This is a genomic window from Pseudomonas sp. RG1 (assembly GCF_025910115.1).
Classification (GTDB): domain Bacteria; phylum Pseudomonadota; class Gammaproteobacteria; order Pseudomonadales; family Pseudomonadaceae; genus Aquipseudomonas; species Aquipseudomonas atacamensis.
This window is the reverse complement of record NZ_JAPCIK010000010.1, coordinates 1-19,776: the sequence shown is the minus strand read 5'-3', so window position 1 is coordinate 19,776 and position 19,776 is coordinate 1. Positions and strand designations below refer to the sequence as shown.

Genomic DNA, 19,776 nt, shown 5'->3' with positions numbered 1-19,776 from the left:
TTTGTAAGTCAGTTCCGGGTGGAAACCAAATAAAAAATTGGTACCCCATCTGAAAAGAGGCTGCGCGCGTTAGCGGGCAGCCTCTTTCGGGCGACAGTTGAAAAACCGTCTTATTGCTTGGCGGCAGCCAGCTGGGCAGCAACTTCTTCAGCGAAGTTGTCGACCGGCTTCTCGATGCCTTCGCCTACTTTGAAGTAAGTGAAGGAAACGATTTCAGCACCGGCTTTCTTGGCCAGCTCGCCAACCTTGACTTCAGGGTTCTTGACGAACGCCTGCTCGACCAGGCTCGCTTCTGCCAGGAACTTGCTGATACGGCCTTTGACCATGTTCTCAACAATGTTTTCTGGCTTGCCTTTGATCTTTTCTTCGTTCAGTTGCAGGAACACAGCTTTCTCACGCTCGATCGCTTCGGCGGAGACTTGCGAAGGCAGCAGGAACTCAGGGTTGCTTGCAGCAACGTGCATAGCGATGTCTTTGGCCAGCTCGACGTCACCGCCTTTCAGGACAACAGCAACACCGATCTTGTTACCGTGCAGGTAGGTGCCGACAACGTCACCTTCTACGCGTACCAGACGACGGATGTTGACGTTCTCGCCGACTTTGGCAACCAGCGCTTCACGAGCCGATTCCTGAGCGGCGATCAGCGGAGCTGCGTCGGTCAGTTTTTCGTCGAAAGCTTTTTCTACGCTGGCAGCAACGAAGTTCTTGAAGTCGTCTTGCAGGGCCAGGAAGTCGGTCTGCGAGTTGACTTCCAGCAGCACGGCTGCCTTGTCATTCGATTTGATGGCGATTGCGCCTTCAGCGGCAACGTTGCCAGCTTTTTTCGCAGCCTTGATGGCGCCCGAAGCACGCATGTCATCAATGGCTTTTTCGATGTCGCCGTCAGCCTTTTCCAGGGCTTTCTTGCAATCCATCATGCCTTCGCCGGTACGCTCGCGCAGTTCTTTGACCAACGCTGCAGTAATTGCTGCCATTTTCAAATTCCTCTTGGATAGGTTTTCAACCATTCCACCCGATCGAACGGGCGTTCAATTCTTCCCGAACCACCCATGTTGGCTGCCGCACATGACAAATACAGACGTGGGCGCCGACAAATGGTTTTCGAGGTGGCAAAAAGGGGGCCAAGCCCCCTTTTTGCTTACTGAGTCAACGCCAGGGGCGTCGATTACTCAGCTGCAGCCTGAGTTTCTTCAGCTGCGAATTCTACAGTACCGCCAGCAACGTTGTTGCGGCCGCGGATAACTGCGTCAGCCATCGAACCCATGTACAGCTGGATAGCGCGGATGGCGTCATCGTTGCCTGGAATGATGTAGTCAACGCCTTCCGGGCTGCTGTTGGTATCGACAACGCCGATGACCGGAATGCCCAGCTTGTTGGCTTCGGTGATCGCGATGCGCTCGTGGTCAACGTCGATCACGAACAGTGCGTCTGGCAGACCGCCCATGTCCTTGATGCCGCCCAGCGAACGATCCAGCTTCTCAAGATCACGGGAGCGCATCAGCGCTTCTTTCTTGGTCAGCTTGGCGAAAGTACCGTCTTCGGCTTGAACTTCAAGGTCACGCAGACGCTTGATGGAAGCACGAATGGTCTTGAAGTTGGTCAGCATGCCGCCCAACCAGCGGTGATCGACGTACGGCGAACCGCAACGTGCTGCTTCTTCAGCAACGATCTTGCCAGCGGAACGCTTGGTGCCGACGAACAGAATCTTGTTTTTGCCCTGGGCCAGACGCTCTACGAAAGTCAGAGCTTCGTTGAACATTGGCAGGGTTTTTTCAAGGTTGATGATGTGAATCTTGTTACGCGCGCCGAAAATGTACTTGCCCATTTTCGGATTCCAGTAACGGGTTTGGTGACCGAAGTGCACACCGGCCTTCAGCATATCGCGCATGTTGACTTGGGACATGATAGTTCCTTGATAAGTCGGGTTTGGCCTCCACGCATCCCAATGACCAACCAGAGGCATAAAGCCCAAGGCACCCAGGTCATCGTGTCGACACGTGTGTGGATTTAAGCTTTTCGGGGCATCCCCGGAAAGCGGCGCATTTTATACCACAGGGTGCGCAGAAACGGAACCCGGAATCTGTATTCGCACCAAGGACATGGGCGCAGCCCCCTTGGAATCGGCTCGATGGGCACCATTGTATAGACACAAGCCAGACATGCAGGCGCGGATTTGCGCCTCCCGTCTGGTAGAATCGCGTTTTTCAGGGTCGCAAAATGTACGCTTGCCACCCAATTCGTATCCGTAAGCGCCGCCGAGCGCAGAGAGAGCCTGTATGACCGTCAACCTCAAAACCCCCGAGGACATCGCTGGCATGCGTGTCGCCGGCAAACTGGCCGCCGATGTGCTGGAAATGATTGCCGAACATGTCAAACCGGGCGTGACCACCGATCAGCTCAACCAGATTTGCCACGACTACATCGTCAATGTGCAGCAGGCCATCCCTGCCCCGCTCAACTACAAGGGCTACCCGAAGTCGATCTGCACTTCGATCAACCATGTGGTCTGCCACGGCATCCCTAACGACAAGCCGCTGAAAAACGGCGACACCCTGAACATCGACGTCACGGTGATCAAAGACGGCTACCACGGTGATACCAGCCGCATGTTCCACGTCGGCGAAGTGCCGGTCTGGGCCGAGCGTCTGTCGCAGGTCACCCAGGAATGCATGTACAAGGCCATCGAGATCGTCAAACCTGGCTGCCGCCTCGGCGACATCGGCGAAGTCATCCAGAAGCACGCGGAAAAGAACGGTTTCTCGGTGGTGCGCGAGTTCTGCGGTCACGGCATCGGCAAGGTCTTTCACGAAGAACCGCAGATTCTGCACTACGGTCGCGCCGGCACCGGCATGGAACTGAAGGCCGGTATGACCTTCACCATCGAGCCGATGATCAACCAGGGCAAGGCCGACACCAAGGTTCTGGGCGACGGCTGGACCGCGATCACCAAGGACCGCAAGCTCTCGGCACAGTGGGAACACACCCTGCTGGTCACCGACACCGGCTACGAGATCTTCACCTTGCGCAGCGATGACACCATCCCGCGTGTCTCGGCCTGACACCCAGAACGCTCCCAGCCTATAGAAGGAAAGCCAATCGATGCCGCAGGTGGATCCCGAACTCTTCGACCGCGGCCAGTTCCAGGCTGAACTGGCCCTCAAAGCGAGTCCTATCGCGGCGTTCAAGAAGGCGATCCGCCAGGCCCGCGAGGTCCTCGACACGCGTTTTCGCAATGGCCGCGACATCCGCCGGCTGATTGAGGACCGCGCCTGGTTTGTCGACAATATCCTGCAAAAGGCCTGGGAGCAGTTCAACTGGAGCGAAGACGCCGACATCGCTCTGGTGGCGGTGGGCGGCTACGGTCGCGGCGAGTTGCACCCGTATTCCGACATTGATCTGCTGATCCTGCTCGACAGTGCCGACCACGAAGTTTTCCGCGATTCCATCGAGCGTTTTCTGACGCTGCTTTGGGACATCGGTCTGGAGGTCGGCCAGAGCGTGCGCTCGGTCGACGAATGCGCAGAAGAGGCCCGCGCCGACCTGACTGTGGTCACCAATCTGATGGAAAGCCGCACCATCTGCGGCCCCGAGCGTCTGCGCCAGCGCATGCTCGACGTCACCAGCACCGCGCACATGTGGCCGGCCAAGGAGTTCTTCCTGGCCAAGCGTGCAGAACAGAAAGCACGTCACCACAAATACAACGACACCGAGTACAACCTCGAACCGAACGTTAAAGGCTCGCCCGGTGGCCTGCGCGATATTCAGACGATCCTCTGGGTCGCCCGCCGTCAGTACGGCACCCTGAACCTGCGCGCCCTCGCTGGCGAAGGCTTTCTGGTCGAAAGCGAAAACGCCCTGCTCGCCTCCTCCCAGGAATTCCTGTGGAAAGTGCGCTACGCCCTGCACATGCTCGCCGGCCGCTCCGAAGACCGCTTGCTGTTCGATCATCAGCGCACCATTGCCGGCCTGCTCGGCTTTGAAGGAGACGACGCCAAACAGGCGGTCGAAAACTTCATGCAGCAGTACTTCCGCACGGTGATGAGCATTGCCCAGTTGAGCGATCTGATCATCCAGCACTTCGAGGAAGTCATCCTCGCTCCGGAAGACGAAGCGCCGCCGCAACCGATCAATTCACGCTTCCAGCTGCATGACGGCTACATCGAAGCGCGCAATGACAACGTGTTCCGCCGCACGCCGTTCGCCATGCTGGAAATTTTCGTGCTGATGGCCCAACAGCCGGAAATCAAAGGCGTGCGCGCCGACACCATTCGTCTGCTGCGAGAACATCGTCATCTGATCGATGACAACTTCCGTAACGATATCCGCAACACCAGCCTGTTCATCGAATTGTTCAAGTGCAAGATCGGCATCCACCGCAATCTGCGGCGGATGAACCGTTACGGCATTCTCGGGCGCTATCTGCCGGAGTTCGGTTTTATCGTCGGGCAGATGCAGCACGACCTGTTCCACATCTATACGGTCGATGCGCACACGCTGAATCTGATCAAGCACCTGCGCAAACTGCAGTACACCCAGGTCTCGGAGAAATTTCCGCTGGCCGCCAAGCTCATGGCCAAGCTGCCCAAACCTGAGCTGATCTACATGGCCGGTCTGTATCACGACATCGGCAAGGGCCGGCATGGCGATCACTCGGAGATCGGCGCGGTCGATGCCGAGGCGTTCTGCCAGCGTCACCAGTTGCCGGTGTGGGACAGCCGCCTGATCGTCTGGCTGGTGCAGAACCATTTGGTGATGTCCACCACTGCGCAGCGCAAGGATCTGTCGGACCCGCAGGTGATCCACGATTTCGCCCAGGCGGTCGGTGACGAAACCCGCCTCGACTACCTCTACGTGCTGACCGTGGCCGACATCAACGCGACCAACCCGACGCTGTGGAACTCATGGCGCGCCAGCCTGCTGCGCCAGCTTTATACCGAGACCAAGCGCGCCCTGCGCCGCGGCCTGGAAAATCCGGTGGACCGCGAAGAACAGATTCGCCAGACGCAAAGCGCGGCGCTGGACATTCTGGTGCGCGGCGGCACCGATCCGGACGATGTCGAGCAGCTGTGGGCGCAATTGGGCGATGACTATTTCCTGCGCCACACCGCCGGCGATGTAGCCTGGCACAGCGATGCGATCCTGCAGCAACCGGTGGATGGCGGGCCGCTGGTGCTGATCAAGGAAACCACCCAGCGCGAGTTTGAAGGCGGCACGCAGATCTTCATTTATGCGCCGGACCAGCATGATTTCTTCGCCGTGACCGTGGCGGCGATGGACCAGCTCAACCTGAACATTCACGATGCCCGGGTCATCACCTCGAGCAGCCAGTTCACTCTCGACACCTACATCGTGCTCGACAACGAAGGCGAATCGATCGGCGACAACCCCGCGCGGATCAAGCAGATCCGCGAAGGCCTGACCGAAGCGCTGCGCAACCCGGACGACTACCCAACGATCATCCAGCGCCGTGTGCCGCGCCAGCTCAAGCATTTCGCCTTTGCGCCGCAGGTCACCATTCACAACGACGCCCAGCGTCCGGTGACCGTGCTGGAGCTGACCGCGCCCGACCGGCCGGGCCTGCTGGCGCGGGTCGGGGGGATTTTCCTCGAGTTCGACCTGTCGCTGCAGAACGCCAAGATTGCGACCTTGGGCGAGCGCGTGGAAGACGTGTTCTTCATCACCGACGCGCACAACCAGCCGCTGTCTGATCCGCTGCTGTGCAGCCGTCTGCAGGATGCGATCGTCGAACAGCTGAGCGTCAATCAGGAACCGGATATCAAACTTTCGCGGATCAGTATCTGAATCACCCGTTTATCCGTGTGAATGCAGCCCATGCCTTCCTCCGGTACATACAATCCCCTGTGGCAAGGGGATTTATCCCCGTTGGGCTGCGAAGCAGTCGTAAAACCTGTGTATGCGGACATTCAGTTGAACCGCAGTGATGGTTTTGGGGCCGCTGCGCAGCCCAACGGGGATAAAGCCCCTCGCCACAGAAAGCTCTTGAGCATTTAAAAGAGGCCCCCATGAACAACGCTCTGAACCAGCTCCAGCCGTACCCGTTCGAAAAGCTCCGCGCCCTGCTCGGCAGCGTTACGCCGAACCCGGACAAACGCCCGATCGCCCTGTCGATCGGCGAGCCGAAACACCGTTCGCCGAGCTTTGTCGCCGAAGCGCTGGCGAACAGTCTGGATCAGATGGCGGTGTACCCGACCACCCTCGGTATCCCGGCCCTGCGCGAAGCCATCGCTGGCTGGTGCGAGCGTCGTTTTGGTGTGCCGAACGGCTGGATCGATCCGGCGCGCAATGTGCTACCGGTCAACGGCACCCGTGAAGCGCTGTTCGCCTTTACCCAGACCGTGGTCAATCGGGGCGACGATGCGCTGGTGGTCAGCCCGAACCCGTTCTATCAGATCTACGAAGGCGCCGCGTTCCTCGCCGGGGCCAAGCCGCATTACCTGCCATGCCTGGATGAAAACGGCTTCAACCCGGACTTCGACGCAGTAGCGCCGGAGATCTGGCAGCGCTGCCAGATTCTGTTCCTGTGCTCGCCGGGCAATCCGACCGGCGCGCTGATTCCGGTCGAGACCCTGAAGAAGCTGATCGCCCTGGCTGATCAGTACGACTTCGTGATTGCCGCCGACGAGTGCTACAGCGAACTGTACTTCGACGAACAGACTCCGCCGCCGGGCCTGCTCAGCGCCTGCGTCGAACTGGGCCGCAATGACTTCAAGCGCTGCGTGGTCTTCCACAGTCTGTCCAAGCGCTCCAACCTGCCGGGCCTGCGTTCGGGTTTTGTCGCCGGTGATGCCGACATCCTCAAGGGTTTCCTGCTCTATCGCACTTACCACGGCTGCGCGATGCCAGTACAGACTCAACTGGCCAGCGTTGCCGCGTGGAATGACGAAGTGCATGTGCGCGCCAACCGTGCGCTGTATCGCGAGAAGTTCGATGCGGTGCTGAACATCCTCAGCCCGGTGCTGGACGTACAGCGCCCGGATGGCAGCTTCTACCTGTGGCCGAATGTGCAGGGCGATGATGCGGCGTTCTGCCGCGATCTGTTCGAGCAGGAACACGTGACCGTGGTGCCGGGCTCGTATCTGTCTCGCGATGTCGATGGCGTCAATCCGGGGGCGGGCCGCGTGCGCATGGCGCTGGTTGCGCCGTTGGCTGAATGTGTCGAGGCCGCCGAAAGAATACGCGCATTCGTAACTCGCCAACACTAACTTTCAAGAGTCCGCATCAGGCCACCTGATGCGGACTAAAAAAAGAAACGCTACCTTACAACCCCCTCCTTTACTCCTCAATACACTAACTAATAACCTACCCCCCGCAATAACCAACTTACAAACTACAAGTTTTTAACCACTAACTTGCATTCAACCTTGGATAAAAACCTCAAAGGAATTGACCATGTACAAAACCAGACCCTGTCTGAATCTTGAAATAGAAGATCCAGTTGCCAGCTTTCGAGCGGCCATCAATGAAAACTCGAAAAATATTTCGTACACCAACAACTCAGGTCTGACCTCCCGGACCATGGCACTCAATGCAAAGTGTTGGCACCCGAGCCGCCATCTGACCATTTCGTTTATGGACAACCCACCCGCCTCGCTGAAAGAAGCGATAAAGAGCCATATATGGGAATGGGCGGACTATGTCAGCCTCACCTTTAGCTTCATCGATAGTAAAGACGGCGTAATCCGAATTACAACCGACACTACTCAAAACGCTTCGCAAATTGGCACCGACGCACTAACAGTCGCGGCAGGAAAACCCACGATGTTCATATACGCGCGACCGGGAGATGCGGATTTTCGCACGGTAGTAATACACGAGTTCGGTCATGCGCTCGGTTTTCATCATGAGCATCTGCACCCTGATGCTAACATTCCCTGGAATAGACCGAAGGTCTATCAGGAATATGCGGAAAAATGGGGAATGGATAAGCAAAGCGTGGACCTGAACATTTTTACACCGATAGACGAGGCGATCACCGTCACCCCATACGACCCGACTTCAATCATGCATTATCCTGTCGAGAAGGAACTAACCGATGGGAAGTTTGAGATACCGATGAACACGGAAATAAGTTGGCAGGACAAACGCATCTGCGCACATTTCTATCCGATCGAAATTCCTGACGGCGGCTCTTGCGAATCCCCTTGAATCGCCATCAGGAATCATCTCGTACTACGACTTGACCTGCCCCAGATTGGCCTCGCTCAAATCCAGTTCCCCGAGCACTTCTCGCAACACGTCATCACCGATCTGGTGCTGACGACTGAGGCTGTAGAGTTCCAGACGCTGCGCGCGCAGCGCTTTCAAGCGCAAACGCCGTTCAAGCAGATCCATCTGGAATGCCAGCGCCTGAGCCTCGGCGGAATCATTGAACACATCAAGTTGATGGCGATATTCGGACATGATCCGCGCCTTGAGCTCCGCTGCCAGCGCCGCTTGAGCGGCATCCTGCGGGACCACTTCTTCGCTTTCCAGCGAGTGAATCGCCGCTTCGGCTGTCTTGCGCCAAGCGTCGCGCACTTCCTGGCGACGCTTGTCGTCAGGACTTTTGTCGATGCCGCGCAGCAGCAAGGGCAGCGCGATACAGGCCGAGACCAGCGACAGCAGAATCACCCCGGCTGCAATGAAGATCAATAAATCGCGTTCAGGAAAAGCCTCGGCGCCGATCAGCATCGGCACCGACATCACGCCTGCCAGTGTCACCGCCCCGCGCACACCGCCCACCGTCAGCAACCAGCATGAACGCGCCGTCGGCACTTGCGTCAGCTCGCCCTTGCCGCGCACTCGGCGCAGCAACACCGACAAGCGCCAGATGCTCTGCACCCAGATGAAGCGCAGCAACACCAGCGCGACGAAGATCGCCAACACATCGAGGCAGCGATAGAACAGCGTCGGCCACAGCGTCGGCTCATGGCTGACCACAGCTTTGATGATGTCTGGCAATTGCAGGCCAAGCAGCAGGAAGATCAAGCCATTGAACGCAAATTCGAGCAGCGCCCAAACGCTGCGATTAAGCAGTCGCGTGCTGGTCTGGCGTGGCAGCAGATCGAGCCAGCTCTGCATCATCCCCGCCGCCACCGCGGAAAGAATGCCCGAGGCGCCCAAACGTTCGGCCAGTACATAAGCGGCGAACGGCAGCAGCAACATGAACACCACGTGAGTGGCCGGATCGTCCCAGCCCCGGGCGATCATCCATGCGCGCAGGCGCCCGACCAGCCAGCTCAACGCTACACCCACAGCCAGGCCACCGAGCGCCACCGCGACGAAGGTCAGACTGGCATTGGTCAGCGAAAACACGCCCGTGACCGCTGCAGCGAGGGCGAACTTGAAGGTCACCAGGCCTGAGGCGTCATTCATCAGCGCCTCGCCCTGAAGGATGTGCATCAGCGGCGTCGGGAGACGGTTCTGCGAAATCGCTGAAACCGCCACGGCATCCGTTGGCGACAAAACCGCTGCCAGGGCAAAGGCCACTGGCAGCGGAATCGTTGGCAACAGCCAATGAATGAAATAACCGGCACCGACCACGGTGAACAGAACAAGGCCGACCGCCAGGGTCAGGATCGGTCCACGCAATTGCCAGAAGGCGCGTTTGGGCATGCGCCAACCATCGGAAAACAGCAGCGGCGGCAGGAACAGAAACAGGAACAGTTCAGGATCGAGGGCGACGTGCAGGCCAAGGGTCGGCCAGGCGAGCAAGGCACCGGCGGCAATTTGCACCAGCGGCAACGGCAGCGGGATGACCCGCCCGACCAGTCGCGAGACGCTGACCAGCATCAGCAGGATCAGGACGGTGTAAGCAGTTTGCATAAAACCAGAATCTCAGGCGATCGACAGCGTTGAACTGCCATATTAGCGCCTTAGGCTGTGGCTGACCGTTGCACCTATGTCGCACGGCCAGACGCCGGACTAAATGTGGGAGCGAGCTTGCTCGCGAATGCGGTGTGTCATTCAGCACAGAAATTGACTGACAGGCCCCCTTCGCGAGCAAGCTCGCTCCCACAGGTTTTACAGCGTTACGACAACCGTGGCCGACGAAACCGTCCGGTCATGGCATAATCCGTCACCATTTTTTTCCAGCACCTGTAAAGGGGGCGATTCCTTGGCCGTTTCAAGTAAAACGTTGCACCTTTTCGGCATCAAAGCCTGCGACACCATGAAAAAGGCGCGCACCTGGCTCGATGAACACGCTGTCAGCTATAACTTTCACGATTACAAGACCGCCGGCATTGACCGTGAGCACCTGACCCAATGGTGCGACGAGCACGGCTGGCAAACCGTGTTGAACCGCGCCGGCACGACCTTTCGCAAACTCGACGACGAACGCAAAGCCGATCTCGACCAAGCGAAAGCCATCGAACTGATGCTCGCACAACCCTCGATGATCAAGCGCCCGGTGCTCGATCTCGGTGACCGAACCCTGATTGGCTTCAAGCCAGATATCTACGCGGCCGCTCTGAAGTAAGCAGCCCGTCACTCTTTGTAGAGGTATTCACATGTCCAATTCCCTGTTCAGCATCGCTTTTGGTGTCGGCACCCAGAACCGTCAAGGCGCATGGCTGGAAGTGTTCTACGCTCAGCCACTGCTCAACCCTTCGGCCGAACTGGTCGCGGCTGTTGCGCCGATCCTCGGTTACACCGAAGGCAACCAGGCCATCACCTTCACCACCGCTCAGGCTGCGCAACTGGCTGAAGCCGTCAAAGGCATCGACGCCGTGCAAGGCAAGCTGCTGACCCGCCTGGCCGAAAGCCACAAGCCGCTGGTCGCCACGTTGCTGGCCGAAGACGCGCAACTGACCTCCACGCCTGAGGCCTACCTCAAGCTGCATCTGCTCTCGCACCGTCTGGTCAAGCCGCACGGCGTGAGCCTGGCCGGTATCTTCCCGCTGCTGCCGAACGTGGCGTGGACCAGCCAGGGCGCGATCGACCTGAGCGAACTGGCAGAAATGCAACTCGAAGCACGCCTGCGCGGCGAGCTGCTGGAAGTGTTCTCGGTGGACAAGTTCCCGAAAATGACCGACTACGTGGTACCGGCCGGCGTGCGTATCGCTGATGCTGCACGTCTGCGTCTGGGCGCCTATGTCGGCGAAGGCACCACCGTCATGCACGAAGGTTTCATCAACTTCAACGCCGGCACCGAAGGCCCGGGCATGATCGAAGGCCGCGTTTCCGCTGGCGTCTTCGTCGGCAAGGGTTCGGACCTGGGCGGCGGTTGCTCGACCATGGGCACCCTGTCGGGCGGTGGCAACATCGTGATCAAGGTCGGCGAAGGCTGCCTGATCGGCGCCAACGCCGGTATCGGTATTCCGTTGGGCGACCGCAACACTGTGGAATCGGGCCTGTACGTGACCGCCGGCACCAAGGTTGCGCTGCTGGACGAGCACAACAATCTGGTCAAGGTTGTGAAGGCGCGTGAGCTGGCTGGTCAGACTGATCTGCTGTTCCGTCGCAATTCGGAAACCGGTGCAGTGGAATGCAAGACCCACAAATCGGCGATCGAACTGAACGAAGCGCTGCACGCTCACAACTAAGCGCTGTAGGCCTGTGGGAGCGAGTCTGCTCGCGAAACTTCTGGCGTCCTCAATGACGCTTTCGCGAGCAGGCTCGCTCCCACAAGGTTTGGCGTACATCCCGCCCAATTTCACAGGGCTGAACCCATGATGATCCCCTCCCCCTGGCGCGCCGATTTCCCGGCTATCGCCGCCCTGCAACGGCAAGACCAGACCTATCTGGACAGCGCCGCCACCACGCAAAAACCACAAGCCCTGCTCGACGCACTGACGCATTACTACGCCAACGGCGCGGCCAATGTGCATCGTGCGCAACACCTGCCCGGTGCCCACGCGACGCAAGCGTTCGAAGACAGTCGGCGCAAGGTTGGCCAATGGCTGAATGCCGGTGACAGCGGGCAAATCATCTTCACCCACGGCGCTACCAGCGCGCTGAATCTGCTGGCTTATGGTCTGGAGCCTCTGTTTCAGCCGGGCGATGAGATTGTCATCAGCGCTCTGGAGCATCACGCCAACCTGCTGCCGTGGCAGCAACTGGCGCAACGCCGTCAGCTGAAACTGGTGATCCTGCCGCTGGATGCCGACGGCCTGATCGACCTCGCCGCTGCCGTGCATCTGATCGGCCCGCGCACGCGTTTGTTGGCGGTCAGCCAGTTGTCCAATGTGCTTGGCGCCTGGCAGCCACTGACCGCTTTGCTGGGCATGGCCAAGGCGCAGAACGCGCTGACCGTGGTCGATGGCGCGCAAGGTGTGGTGCACGGCCGGCATGATGTGCAGGCGCTGGGTTGCGACTTCTATGTGTTTTCCAGCCACAAACTCTACGGCCCCGATGGCCTCGGCGTGCTGTTCGGGCGCAACGCTGCGCTGGAGCAATTGCAGCATTGGCAGTTCGGCGGCGAGATGGTGCTCGACGCCAACTATCAGGATTCGCGCTTCCGCCCGGCGCCGTTGGGGTTCGAGGCAGGCACACCGCCGATCGCCAGTGTCATCGGCCTCGGAGCGACCCTCGACTACTTGGCCGGCTTGGATCAGGACGCCGTATCTGCCCATGAAGCGGCACTGCACGACTATCTGCTGCGCGGCCTCGCCGCACGCAATGGCATTCGCCTGCTCGGCAAGCCGCAACTGGCGCTGGCCAGTTTTGTCGTCGAAGGCGTGCACAACGCCGATCTGGCGCATCTGCTTACCGAACAAGGCATCGCCGTGCGTGCGGGGCATCACTGCGCCATGCCGCTGATGAAAAGCTACGAACTGGCCGGCGCGATTCGCGTGTCGCTGGCGCTGTATAACGATTCGGAAGATCTGGAGCGCTTTTTCGAGGCGCTGGATCAGGCGCTGGAGATGTTGCGATGAGCCTGCCGGTGGAAGCGGCCGAAGCGCTGCAGACGTTTCAGACTGCGGCGGGCTGGGAACAACGGGCGCGGTTGTTGATGCAGTTTGGCGATCGCTTGCCGGCGCTGGATGACGCGCAAAAGTGCGAGGCCAACCGGGTGCATGGCTGTGAGAGTCAGGTGTGGCTGGTCGGGGAGTTGCGCGACGGACACTGGCAGTTCAAGGCGAGCAGCGATGCGCGGATGATTCGCGGGTTGGTGGCGTTGCTGCTGTTGCGGGTCAACGGCTTGTCGGCGGCTGATATAAAGCAAATCGATTTGCCGGATTGGTTTAATCAGCTCGGCCTGTCCCGCCAGCTATCGCCATCGCGCAGCAATGGCCTGAATGCGGTGCTCCAGCGGATGAATGAGTTGGCTCGCTGACTGATCGTTCCCACGCTCTGCGTGGGAATGCCTCAACGGACGCTCCGCGTTCGGCTCTGGATGGGACGCGGAGCGTCCCGGGCTGCATTACCACGCGGAGCGTGGGAACGATCAAATACCTTCAGGCTTGAGGCTTGACCCGGTCCGAAGGGCGCCGAACACCAGCGACAATCTTGTCCACAGCCTTGGTCGCCGCGACCATGCCAAACGTCGCCGTGACCATCATCACCGCGCCAAACCCGCCGGCGCAGTCGAGCTTCACGCCGTCGCCGACAAAACTCTTCTGCAGACAAATGCTGCCGTCCGGTTTCGGGTAGCGCAGCTGTTCGGTGGAAAACACACACGGCACGCTGTAGTGACGGGTCACGGTGCGGGAGAAGCCGTAGTCACGGCGTAAGGTCGAACGGACTTTCGATGCCAGCGGATCGTTGAAGGTGCGGTTCAGATCGCAGACCTGAATCAGCGTCGGATCGATCTGCCCGCCCGCCCCGCCGGTGGTGATGATCTGAATCTTGCGGCGTTTGCACCAGGCGATCAGCGCCGCTTTGGCATTGACCGCATCGATGCAGTCGATCACGCAGTCGATGTCCGGCGTAATGTATTCAGCCATTGTGTCGCGGGTGACGAAATCGGCCACGGCGTGCACCGTGCAATCAGGATTGATCCCGCGCAGACGCTCGGCCATCACCTCGACCTTGGGTTTGCCGACGGTGCTGTCCAGCGCATGCAACTGGCGGTTGGCATTGCTGACGCAGACGTCGTCGAGGTCGAACAGCGAAATCTCGCCCACCCCGCACCGGGCCATGGCTTCCGCCGCCCAGGAACCGACGCCACCAACTCCGACGATCGCCACATGGGCGGCGCGCAAGCGTTCCAGGCCCTCGATGCCATACAAACGGGCGATGCCTGCAAACCGCGGATCTTCTGTACTCATGACCATTACCCCAAAAACCGGCGCGCATTATAGGGCTACGCAGCGACAAGTTTTAAGCTGCAAGCGACAAGTGTAAGAACTTAAGTCAGAGACGGCTGCCCAATGTCAGGCATTTTCCCGTCAGTTGTACGGCTGGTTAACCGCCGGTGTAGGATGCGCGCCCCTCGGGCGTCTATCCGACCGATCCTTCGTTCCACAGCCTTTGGAACCCGAAACAGCTATGTCATCGCGTAAATTTGGACTCAACCTGGTGGTGGTGCTGGCCATCGCTGCCTTGTTCACCGGTTTCTGGGCGCTGGTCAATCGCCCGGTCACGGCGCCGAACTGGCCGCAGCAAATCTCCGGCTTCTCGTATTCGCCATTCCAGCAGGGGCAATTCCCACAGAAGGATCAGTATCCGTCTGACGATGAAATGCGCCGTGACCTGGAAATCATGAGCAAGCTGACCGACAACATTCGTATCTATTCGGTCGACGGCTCGCTTGAAGACATCCCGAAACTGGCTGAAGAATTCGGCCTGCGTGTCACCCTCGGCATCTGGATCAGCCCGGACCAGGAACGCAACGAACGGGAAATCACCAAAGCCATCGAGCTGGCCAACACCTCCAGAAGCGTCGTGCGCGTGGTGGTCGGCAACGAGGCGCTGTTTCGCGAAGAGATCACCCCGGAAGCGCTGATCGTTCTGCTGGATCGGGTGCGCGCTGCCGTGAAGGTGCCGGTTACCACCTCCGAGCAATGGCACATCTGGGAGAAATACCCGCAACTGGCCAAGCACGTTGACCTGATCGCCGCCCACGTCCTGCCCTACTGGGAATTCATTCCGGTGGACAAGGCCGGCCAGTTCGTCTTCGACCGCGCCCGCGATCTGAAAAAGCTGTTTCCGAAAAAACCGCTGCTGCTCTCCGAGGTCGGCTGGCCGAGCAATGGTCGCATGCGCGGTGGCGCCGATGCCTCGCCGGCAGATCAGGCGATTTACCTGCGCACACTGGTCAACAAGCTCAATCGCCAAGGCTTCAACTACTTCGTGATCGAAGCGTTCGACCAGCCGTGGAAGGCCAGCGATGAAGGTTCGGTCGGCGCCTACTGGGGCGTGTTCAACGCCGCGCGCCAGCAGAAATTCAATTTCGAAGGCCCGGTGGTGGCGATTCCGCAATGGCGCGTGCTGGCCATCGGCTCGGTGGTGCTGGCGTTGCTGTCGCTGACCCTGCTGATGATCGACGGCTCGGCGCTGCGCCAGCGCGGTCGGACGTTCCTGACGTTTATCGCGTTCCTCTGCGGTTCGGTGCTGGTGTACATCGGTTACGACTACAGCCAGCAATACAGCACGTGGTTCAGCCTCACGGTCGGATTCCTCTTGGCGCTCGGTGCGCTCGGGGTATTCATCGTCCTGCTCACCGAGGCCCATGAACTGGCCGAAGCGGTGTGGATTCACAAGCGCCGTCGGGAATTCCTGCCGGTGCTGGGCGATTCTGATTACCGGCCGAAAGTGTCGATCCATGTGCCGTGCTACAACGAGCCGCCAGAGATGGTCAAACAGACTCTCGATGCCTTGGCCGCGCTCGATTATCCGGATTTCGAAGTCCTGATCATCGACAACAACACCAAGGACCCGGCGGTGTGGGAACCGGTGCGCGATTACTGCGCAACCCTCGGCCCGCGCTTCAAGTTCTTCCACGTTTCGCCGCTGGCCGGTTTCAAGGGCGGCGCGCTGAATTACCTGATTCCGCACACCGCCATGGACGCCGAAGTCATTGCCGTGATCGACTCCGATTACTGCGTGCACCCGAACTGGCTCAAGCACATGGTGCCGCACTTCGCCGACCCGAAAATCGCCGTGGTGCAGTCGCCGCAGGATTATCGTGACCAGAACGAAAGCACCTTCAAGAAGCTGTGCTACGCCGAATACAAAGGCTTCTTCCATATCGGCATGGTCACTCGCAACGACCGTGACGCGATCATTCAGCACGGCACCATGACCATGACCCGTCGTTCCGTGCTGGAAGAGTTGGGCTGGGCTGACTGGTGCATCTGTGAAGACGCCGAACTCGGCCTGCGCGTGTTCGAAAAAGGCCTGTCGGCGGCGTATTACCACGACAGCTATGGCAAGGGTCTGATGCCGGATACGTTTATCGACTTCAAGAAGCAACGTTTCCGTTGGGCCTACGGCGCGATCCAGATCATCAAGCGTCACACCCGCAGCCTGCTGCGCGGCAAGGACACCGAACTGACTCGCGGTCAGCGTTATCACTTCCTCGCTGGCTGGCTGCCGTGGGTCGCCGATGGCATGAACATCTTCTTCACCGTCGGCGCGTTGCTGTGGTCGGCGGCGATGATCATCGTGCCGCAACGGGTCGATCCGCCGTTGCTGATTTTCGCAATCCCGCCACTGGCGCTGTTCGTGTTCAAGGTCGGCAAGATCATCTTCCTCTACCGTCGCGCCGTCGGCGTGAATCTGAAGGATGCGTTCTGCGCGGCGCTGGCCGGGTTGGCGTTGTCGCACACCATCGCCAAAGCGGTGCTGTACGGTTTCTTCACCAGCAGCATTCCGTTCTTCCGCACGCCGAAAAACGCTGACAACCACGGTTTCTGGGTGGCGATCAGCGAGGCTCGCGAGGAGCTGTTCATCATGCTGTTGCTGTGGGGCGCGGCGCTGGGGATCTTCCTGGTGCAGGGCATTCCGAGCAATGACATGCGCTTCTGGGTAACCATGCTGCTGGTGCAGTCGCTGCCGTATCTGGCGGCGCTGATCATGGCGTTCCTGTCGTCGCTGCCCAAACCTGTGGCCAAGGCTGAGCCGGCACCGGTCGTCTAAATCCGCAACGCAGCACTAAACGGCGGCCAATGGTCGCCGTTTTGCTTTAAGATAACCGCCATTTTGCGGGGCTTGGCGTGATAACCGGTCTGACTGACCACCCCTGTCCCTTGTGGGAGCGAGCCTGCTCGCGAAGGCGTTGTAACATTCAACCTTTAAGATGCCTGGTAGACCGCTTTCGCGAGCAGGCTCGCTCCCACATTAGAAGCCCAAGCTCATACCCCATGATCCCGGAGTTTTCCATGACGGCCCACGCCGACCTATCGCCGACCCTCCAACTGGCCATCGACCTGATCCGCCGTCCCTCCGTGACCCCGGTCGATGCCGACTGCCAGAAGCAGATGATGCAGCGCCTGGGCGATGCCGGTTTCACCCTGGAGCCGATGCGCATCGAAGATGTGGATAACTTCTGGGCCACTCACGGCAACAACGACGGACCGGTGCTGTGCTTCGCCGGCCACACCGACGTGGTGCCGACCGGTCCGGTTACCGCATGGCAGATCGATCCGTTCAATGCCGTGATCGACGAACACGGCATGCTCTGCGGCCGTGGCGCGGCAGACATGAAAGGCAGCCTGGCATCGATGACAGTCGCCGCTGAACGCTTCGTCGCCGACTATCCGAATCACAAGGGCAAGGTCGCTTTCCTCATCACCAGCGATGAAGAAGGCCCGGCGCATCACGGCACCAAGGCAGTGGTCGAGCGTCTGGTCGCGCGCAACGAGCGTCTGGACTGGTGCATCGTTGGCGAGCCGTCGAGCACCACGCTGGTCGGCGATGTGGTGAAAAACGGCCGTCGCGGCTCCCTCGGCGCCAAGCTGACGGTCAAAGGCGTGCAGGGCCACGTGGCCTACCCGCATCTGGCGAAGAACCCGATCCACCTCGCCGCTCCGGCGCTGGCAGAGCTGGCCGCCGAGCACTGGGACCACGGTAACGACTTCTTCCCGCCGACCAGTTTCCAGATTTCCAACCTCAATTCCGGCACCGGCGCGACCAACGTGATCCCGGGTGATCTGGTGGCGGTGTTCAACTTCCGTTTCTCCACCGAATCGACCGTCGAAGGCCTGCAGAAACGTGTTGCCGACATCCTCGACAAGCATGGTCTGGACTGGCACATCGACTGGGCGCTGTCCGGCCTGCCATTCCTCACCGAACCGGGCGCGCTGCTTGATGCGGTGTCGTCGAGCATCAAGGACATCACCGGTCGCGAGACCAAGGCGTCGACCAGCGGCGGCACCTCCGATGGCCGTTTCATCGCGACTATGGGCACGCAAGTGGTTGAACTGGGCCCGGTCAACGCGACCATCCACCAGGTCAACGAGCGCGTGCTGGCAGCTGATCTCGACGTGCTGACGGAAATCTATTACCAGACCCTGATCAAGTTGCTCGCCTGATGCTCGCGTGCCCGATCTGCAGTGAGCCGCTCAACGCGGTCGACAACGGCGTGGTCTGCCCCGCCGGGCATCGGTTTGACCGTGCGCGTCAGGGTTATCTGAACCTGTTGCCGGTGCAGCACAAGAACAGCCGCGACCCGGGCGACAATCAAGCGATGGTCGAGGCGCGGCGTGATTTCCTCAACGCCGGGCATTACGCGCCAGTGGCCAAGCGTCTGGCTGAATTGGCGGCGAGTTATGCGCCGGAGCGCTGGGTCGACATCGGTTGTGGCGAGGGTTACTACACCGCGCAAATCGCCGAGGCTTTGCCCAATGCTGACGGCTACGCGCTGGACATTTCGCGCGAAGCCGTCAAACGCGCCTGCAAGCGCAACCCGGCGATTACCTGGTTGATCGCCAGCATGGCCCGTGTGCCATTGGCCTCAGGCAGTTGCCAGTTTCTCGCCAGCGTCTTCAGTCCGTTGGATTGGGAGGAAGCCAAGCGTCTGCTCAGCGTCGGCGGCGGGCTGATGAAAGTCGGCCCGACCCGTGGCCATCTGATGGAATTGCGCGAACGCCTGTACGACGAAGTGCGCGAGTATACCGATGACAAGCACCTGGCCCTGGTGCCGGCAGGCATGGCGCCGGCGCACAGTGAAACCCTGGAATTCAAGCTGACCCTGGACAAGCCCGAGGACCGCGCCAACCTGTTGGCGATGACGCCTCACGGCTGGCGTGCCAGTGCCGAGCGTCGTGCGGCGGTGATCGAGCAGGCCGAGCCGTTCGAGACCACCGTGTCGATGCGCTACGATTATTTCGTTCTTCAATAACTTTTGGTCTCGGGCAAAAGCCCGGAACCGGCTAAATCCGCGAATGGATTTTTCAGACCCGCAGTGAGGACATCCATGCGCCAACCGGACATCGAGATTTACCTGAAAGACGCCGACGTCGACCACAAGGCCATCGCCGCCTGGCTCGGCCAAGCGCTGGGCCCGTGCAGCGACTGGGTACAGAAGGGCCAAACGTACAAGTGCAAGGCCGGCAATGTGCCAGTGACCTGGCTGCCGAAAGCCGTGGGCAAGTGGAACAGCCTGTACCTGGAAAGCGACCAGACTCCCTGGGACGACGACATCGCCTGCGCCCGCGCAGCCTTTGCCGCACTGAACGTCGAAGTGCGTTGCGCACCGGGGACGTGGGTCGAAGAAGAAGGTGAAGAAACCGCTGATCGCTGGATTCGCATCAGCGAAGACGGTGAAGAAGAGATCACCTGGAAAACCGCTTAACCGGGGCAACGTAGAGCCCATGTGGGAGCGAGCCTGCTCGCGAATGCGCAGTGTCAGTCGATATGAATGGTGACTGATACAGCGCTGTCTCTTAT

16 protein-coding genes are annotated in these 19,776 nt (G+C 59.8%); 12 read left to right on the top strand and 4 right to left on the bottom strand.

Features of this window, described 5'->3' with window-relative positions; all coding sequences use genetic code 11:
• Positions 1–110: 110 nt before the first annotated feature.
• Both tsf and rpsB read right to left on the bottom strand, forming a co-directional pair.
• Positions 111–974, bottom strand: coding sequence for a translation elongation factor Ts (tsf, locus tag OK411_RS06455; protein WP_076566115.1), 864 nt, complete (start codon positions 972–974; stop codon positions 111–113).
• A 191-nt stretch (positions 975–1,165) separates the two neighbouring features.
• Complete coding sequence (rpsB, locus tag OK411_RS06450) at positions 1,166–1,903, bottom strand: 30S ribosomal protein S2 (protein WP_003222119.1); 738 nt, start codon at positions 1,901–1,903, stop codon at positions 1,166–1,168.
• A 373-nt stretch (positions 1,904–2,276) separates the two neighbouring features.
• On the opposite strand from rpsB, the gene map reads away from it, so the two are divergent.
• From map to OK411_RS06430, 4 genes are all read left to right on the top strand, one after another.
• Entirely contained in the window at positions 2,277–3,059 is a 783-nt protein-coding gene (gene map / locus OK411_RS06445) for a type I methionyl aminopeptidase (RefSeq protein ID WP_016771477.1), read from the top strand.
• A gap of 40 nt (positions 3,060–3,099) precedes the next feature.
• Positions 3,100–5,802, top strand: coding sequence for a [protein-PII] uridylyltransferase (locus OK411_RS06440; RefSeq protein WP_016771478.1), 2,703 nt, complete (start codon positions 3,100–3,102; stop codon positions 5,800–5,802).
• Positions 5,803–6,023: 221 nt separating this feature from the next.
• Positions 6,024–7,223 (top strand): succinyldiaminopimelate transaminase, encoded by a 1,200-nt coding sequence (gene dapC / locus OK411_RS06435; RefSeq protein WP_264364597.1) that lies wholly within the window; start codon positions 6,024–6,026, stop codon positions 7,221–7,223.
• Between the two features lie 187 nt (positions 7,224–7,410).
• Complete coding sequence (locus OK411_RS06430) at positions 7,411–8,166, top strand: M12 family metallopeptidase (protein WP_125917998.1); 756 nt, start codon at positions 7,411–7,413, stop codon at positions 8,164–8,166.
• A 24-nt stretch (positions 8,167–8,190) separates the two neighbouring features.
• On the opposite strand, the gene OK411_RS06425 is transcribed toward OK411_RS06430, so the two are convergent.
• Positions 8,191–9,825 carry a Na+/H+ antiporter gene (locus OK411_RS06425; protein ID WP_130927475.1) on the bottom strand — a complete coding sequence of 545 codons (1,635 nt, stop codon included), beginning with the start codon at positions 9,823–9,825 and terminating at the stop codon, positions 8,191–8,193.
• A gap of 292 nt (positions 9,826–10,117) precedes the next feature.
• Between OK411_RS06425 and OK411_RS06415 the strand changes: the two genes are divergently transcribed.
• From OK411_RS06415 to OK411_RS06400, 4 genes are all read left to right on the top strand, one after another.
• Positions 10,118–10,480 (top strand): ArsC family reductase, encoded by a 363-nt coding sequence (locus OK411_RS06415; RefSeq protein ID WP_225914420.1) that lies wholly within the window; start codon positions 10,118–10,120, stop codon positions 10,478–10,480.
• A 31-nt stretch (positions 10,481–10,511) separates the two neighbouring features.
• Positions 10,512–11,546, top strand: a complete 1,035-nt coding sequence (gene dapD, locus OK411_RS06410; RefSeq protein ID WP_003222105.1) for a 2,3,4,5-tetrahydropyridine-2,6-dicarboxylate N-succinyltransferase — start codon at positions 10,512–10,514, stop codon at positions 11,544–11,546.
• 126 nt (positions 11,547–11,672) lie between these two features.
• A complete protein-coding gene (locus tag OK411_RS06405) occupies positions 11,673–12,878 on the top strand; it encodes an aminotransferase class V-fold PLP-dependent enzyme (RefSeq protein ID WP_264364596.1) in 1,206 nt (401 codons plus the stop codon).
• The gene (locus OK411_RS06400; RefSeq protein ID WP_071174534.1) at positions 12,875–13,279 is read left to right on the top strand and encodes a SufE family protein; all 405 of its coding nucleotides are present in this window, start codon (positions 12,875–12,877) and stop codon (positions 13,277–13,279) included. Before OK411_RS06405 ends, OK411_RS06400 begins: the two co-directional genes overlap by 4 nt.
• A 121-nt stretch (positions 13,280–13,400) precedes the next feature.
• Here OK411_RS06400 and tcdA read toward each other — a convergent pair whose 3' ends face one another.
• Positions 13,401–14,219: a tRNA cyclic N6-threonylcarbamoyladenosine(37) synthase TcdA gene (gene tcdA / locus OK411_RS06395; RefSeq protein WP_264364595.1), complete on the bottom strand. Its 819-nt coding sequence runs from the start codon at positions 14,217–14,219 to the stop codon at positions 13,401–13,403.
• Positions 14,220–14,433: 214 nt separating this feature from the next.
• On the opposite strand from tcdA, the gene OK411_RS06390 reads away from it, so the two are divergent.
• The 4 genes from OK411_RS06390 to OK411_RS06375 all read left to right on the top strand — a co-directional run bounded on the left by OK411_RS06390 (position 14,434) and on the right by OK411_RS06375 (position 19,681).
• Positions 14,434–17,025 (top strand): glycosyltransferase, encoded by a 2,592-nt coding sequence (locus OK411_RS06390; protein WP_264364594.1) that lies wholly within the window; start codon positions 14,434–14,436, stop codon positions 17,023–17,025.
• A gap of 242 nt (positions 17,026–17,267) precedes the next feature.
• Positions 17,268–18,419 carry a succinyl-diaminopimelate desuccinylase gene (gene dapE / locus OK411_RS06385; RefSeq protein WP_016771486.1) on the top strand — a complete coding sequence of 384 codons (1,152 nt, stop codon included), beginning with the start codon at positions 17,268–17,270 and terminating at the stop codon, positions 18,417–18,419.
• The gene (locus OK411_RS06380) at positions 18,419–19,228 is read left to right on the top strand and encodes a putative RNA methyltransferase (RefSeq protein ID WP_264364593.1); all 810 of its coding nucleotides are present in this window, start codon (positions 18,419–18,421) and stop codon (positions 19,226–19,228) included. Before dapE ends, OK411_RS06380 begins: the two co-directional genes overlap by 1 nt.
• 75 nt (positions 19,229–19,303) lie before the next feature.
• Complete coding sequence (locus tag OK411_RS06375) at positions 19,304–19,681, top strand: hypothetical protein (protein WP_264364592.1); 378 nt, start codon at positions 19,304–19,306, stop codon at positions 19,679–19,681.
• Positions 19,682–19,776: the final 95 nt, after the last annotated feature.

What these genes read in the sequence shown, in the direction of transcription:
- tsf (WP_076566115.1), bottom strand. Translation starts at nt 974, where the DNA reads ATGGCAGCAATTACTGCAGCGTTGGTCAAAGAACTGCGCGAGCGTACC.
- rpsB (WP_003222119.1), bottom strand. Translation starts at nt 1,903, where the DNA reads ATGTCCCAAGTCAACATGCGCGATATGCTGAAGGCCGGTGTGCACTTC.
- map (WP_016771477.1), top strand. Translation starts at nt 2,277, where the DNA reads ATGACCGTCAACCTCAAAACCCCCGAGGACATCGCTGGCATGCGTGTC.
- OK411_RS06440 (WP_016771478.1), top strand. Translation starts at nt 3,100, where the DNA reads ATGCCGCAGGTGGATCCCGAACTCTTCGACCGCGGCCAGTTCCAGGCT.
- dapC (WP_264364597.1), top strand. Translation starts at nt 6,024, where the DNA reads ATGAACAACGCTCTGAACCAGCTCCAGCCGTACCCGTTCGAAAAGCTC.
- OK411_RS06430 (WP_125917998.1), top strand. Translation starts at nt 7,411, where the DNA reads ATGTACAAAACCAGACCCTGTCTGAATCTTGAAATAGAAGATCCAGTT.
- OK411_RS06425 (WP_130927475.1), bottom strand. Translation starts at nt 9,825, where the DNA reads ATGCAAACTGCTTACACCGTCCTGATCCTGCTGATGCTGGTCAGCGTC.
- dapD (WP_003222105.1), top strand. Translation starts at nt 10,512, where the DNA reads ATGTCCAATTCCCTGTTCAGCATCGCTTTTGGTGTCGGCACCCAGAAC.
- OK411_RS06405 (WP_264364596.1), top strand. Translation starts at nt 11,673, where the DNA reads ATGATGATCCCCTCCCCCTGGCGCGCCGATTTCCCGGCTATCGCCGCC.
- OK411_RS06400 (WP_071174534.1), top strand. Translation starts at nt 12,875, where the DNA reads ATGAGCCTGCCGGTGGAAGCGGCCGAAGCGCTGCAGACGTTTCAGACT.
- tcdA (WP_264364595.1), bottom strand. Translation starts at nt 14,219, where the DNA reads ATGGTCATGAGTACAGAAGATCCGCGGTTTGCAGGCATCGCCCGTTTG.
- OK411_RS06390 (WP_264364594.1), top strand. Translation starts at nt 14,434, where the DNA reads ATGTCATCGCGTAAATTTGGACTCAACCTGGTGGTGGTGCTGGCCATC.
- dapE (WP_016771486.1), top strand. Translation starts at nt 17,268, where the DNA reads ATGACGGCCCACGCCGACCTATCGCCGACCCTCCAACTGGCCATCGAC.
- OK411_RS06380 (WP_264364593.1), top strand. Translation starts at nt 18,419, where the DNA reads ATGCTCGCGTGCCCGATCTGCAGTGAGCCGCTCAACGCGGTCGACAAC.
- OK411_RS06375 (WP_264364592.1), top strand. Translation starts at nt 19,304, where the DNA reads ATGCGCCAACCGGACATCGAGATTTACCTGAAAGACGCCGACGTCGAC.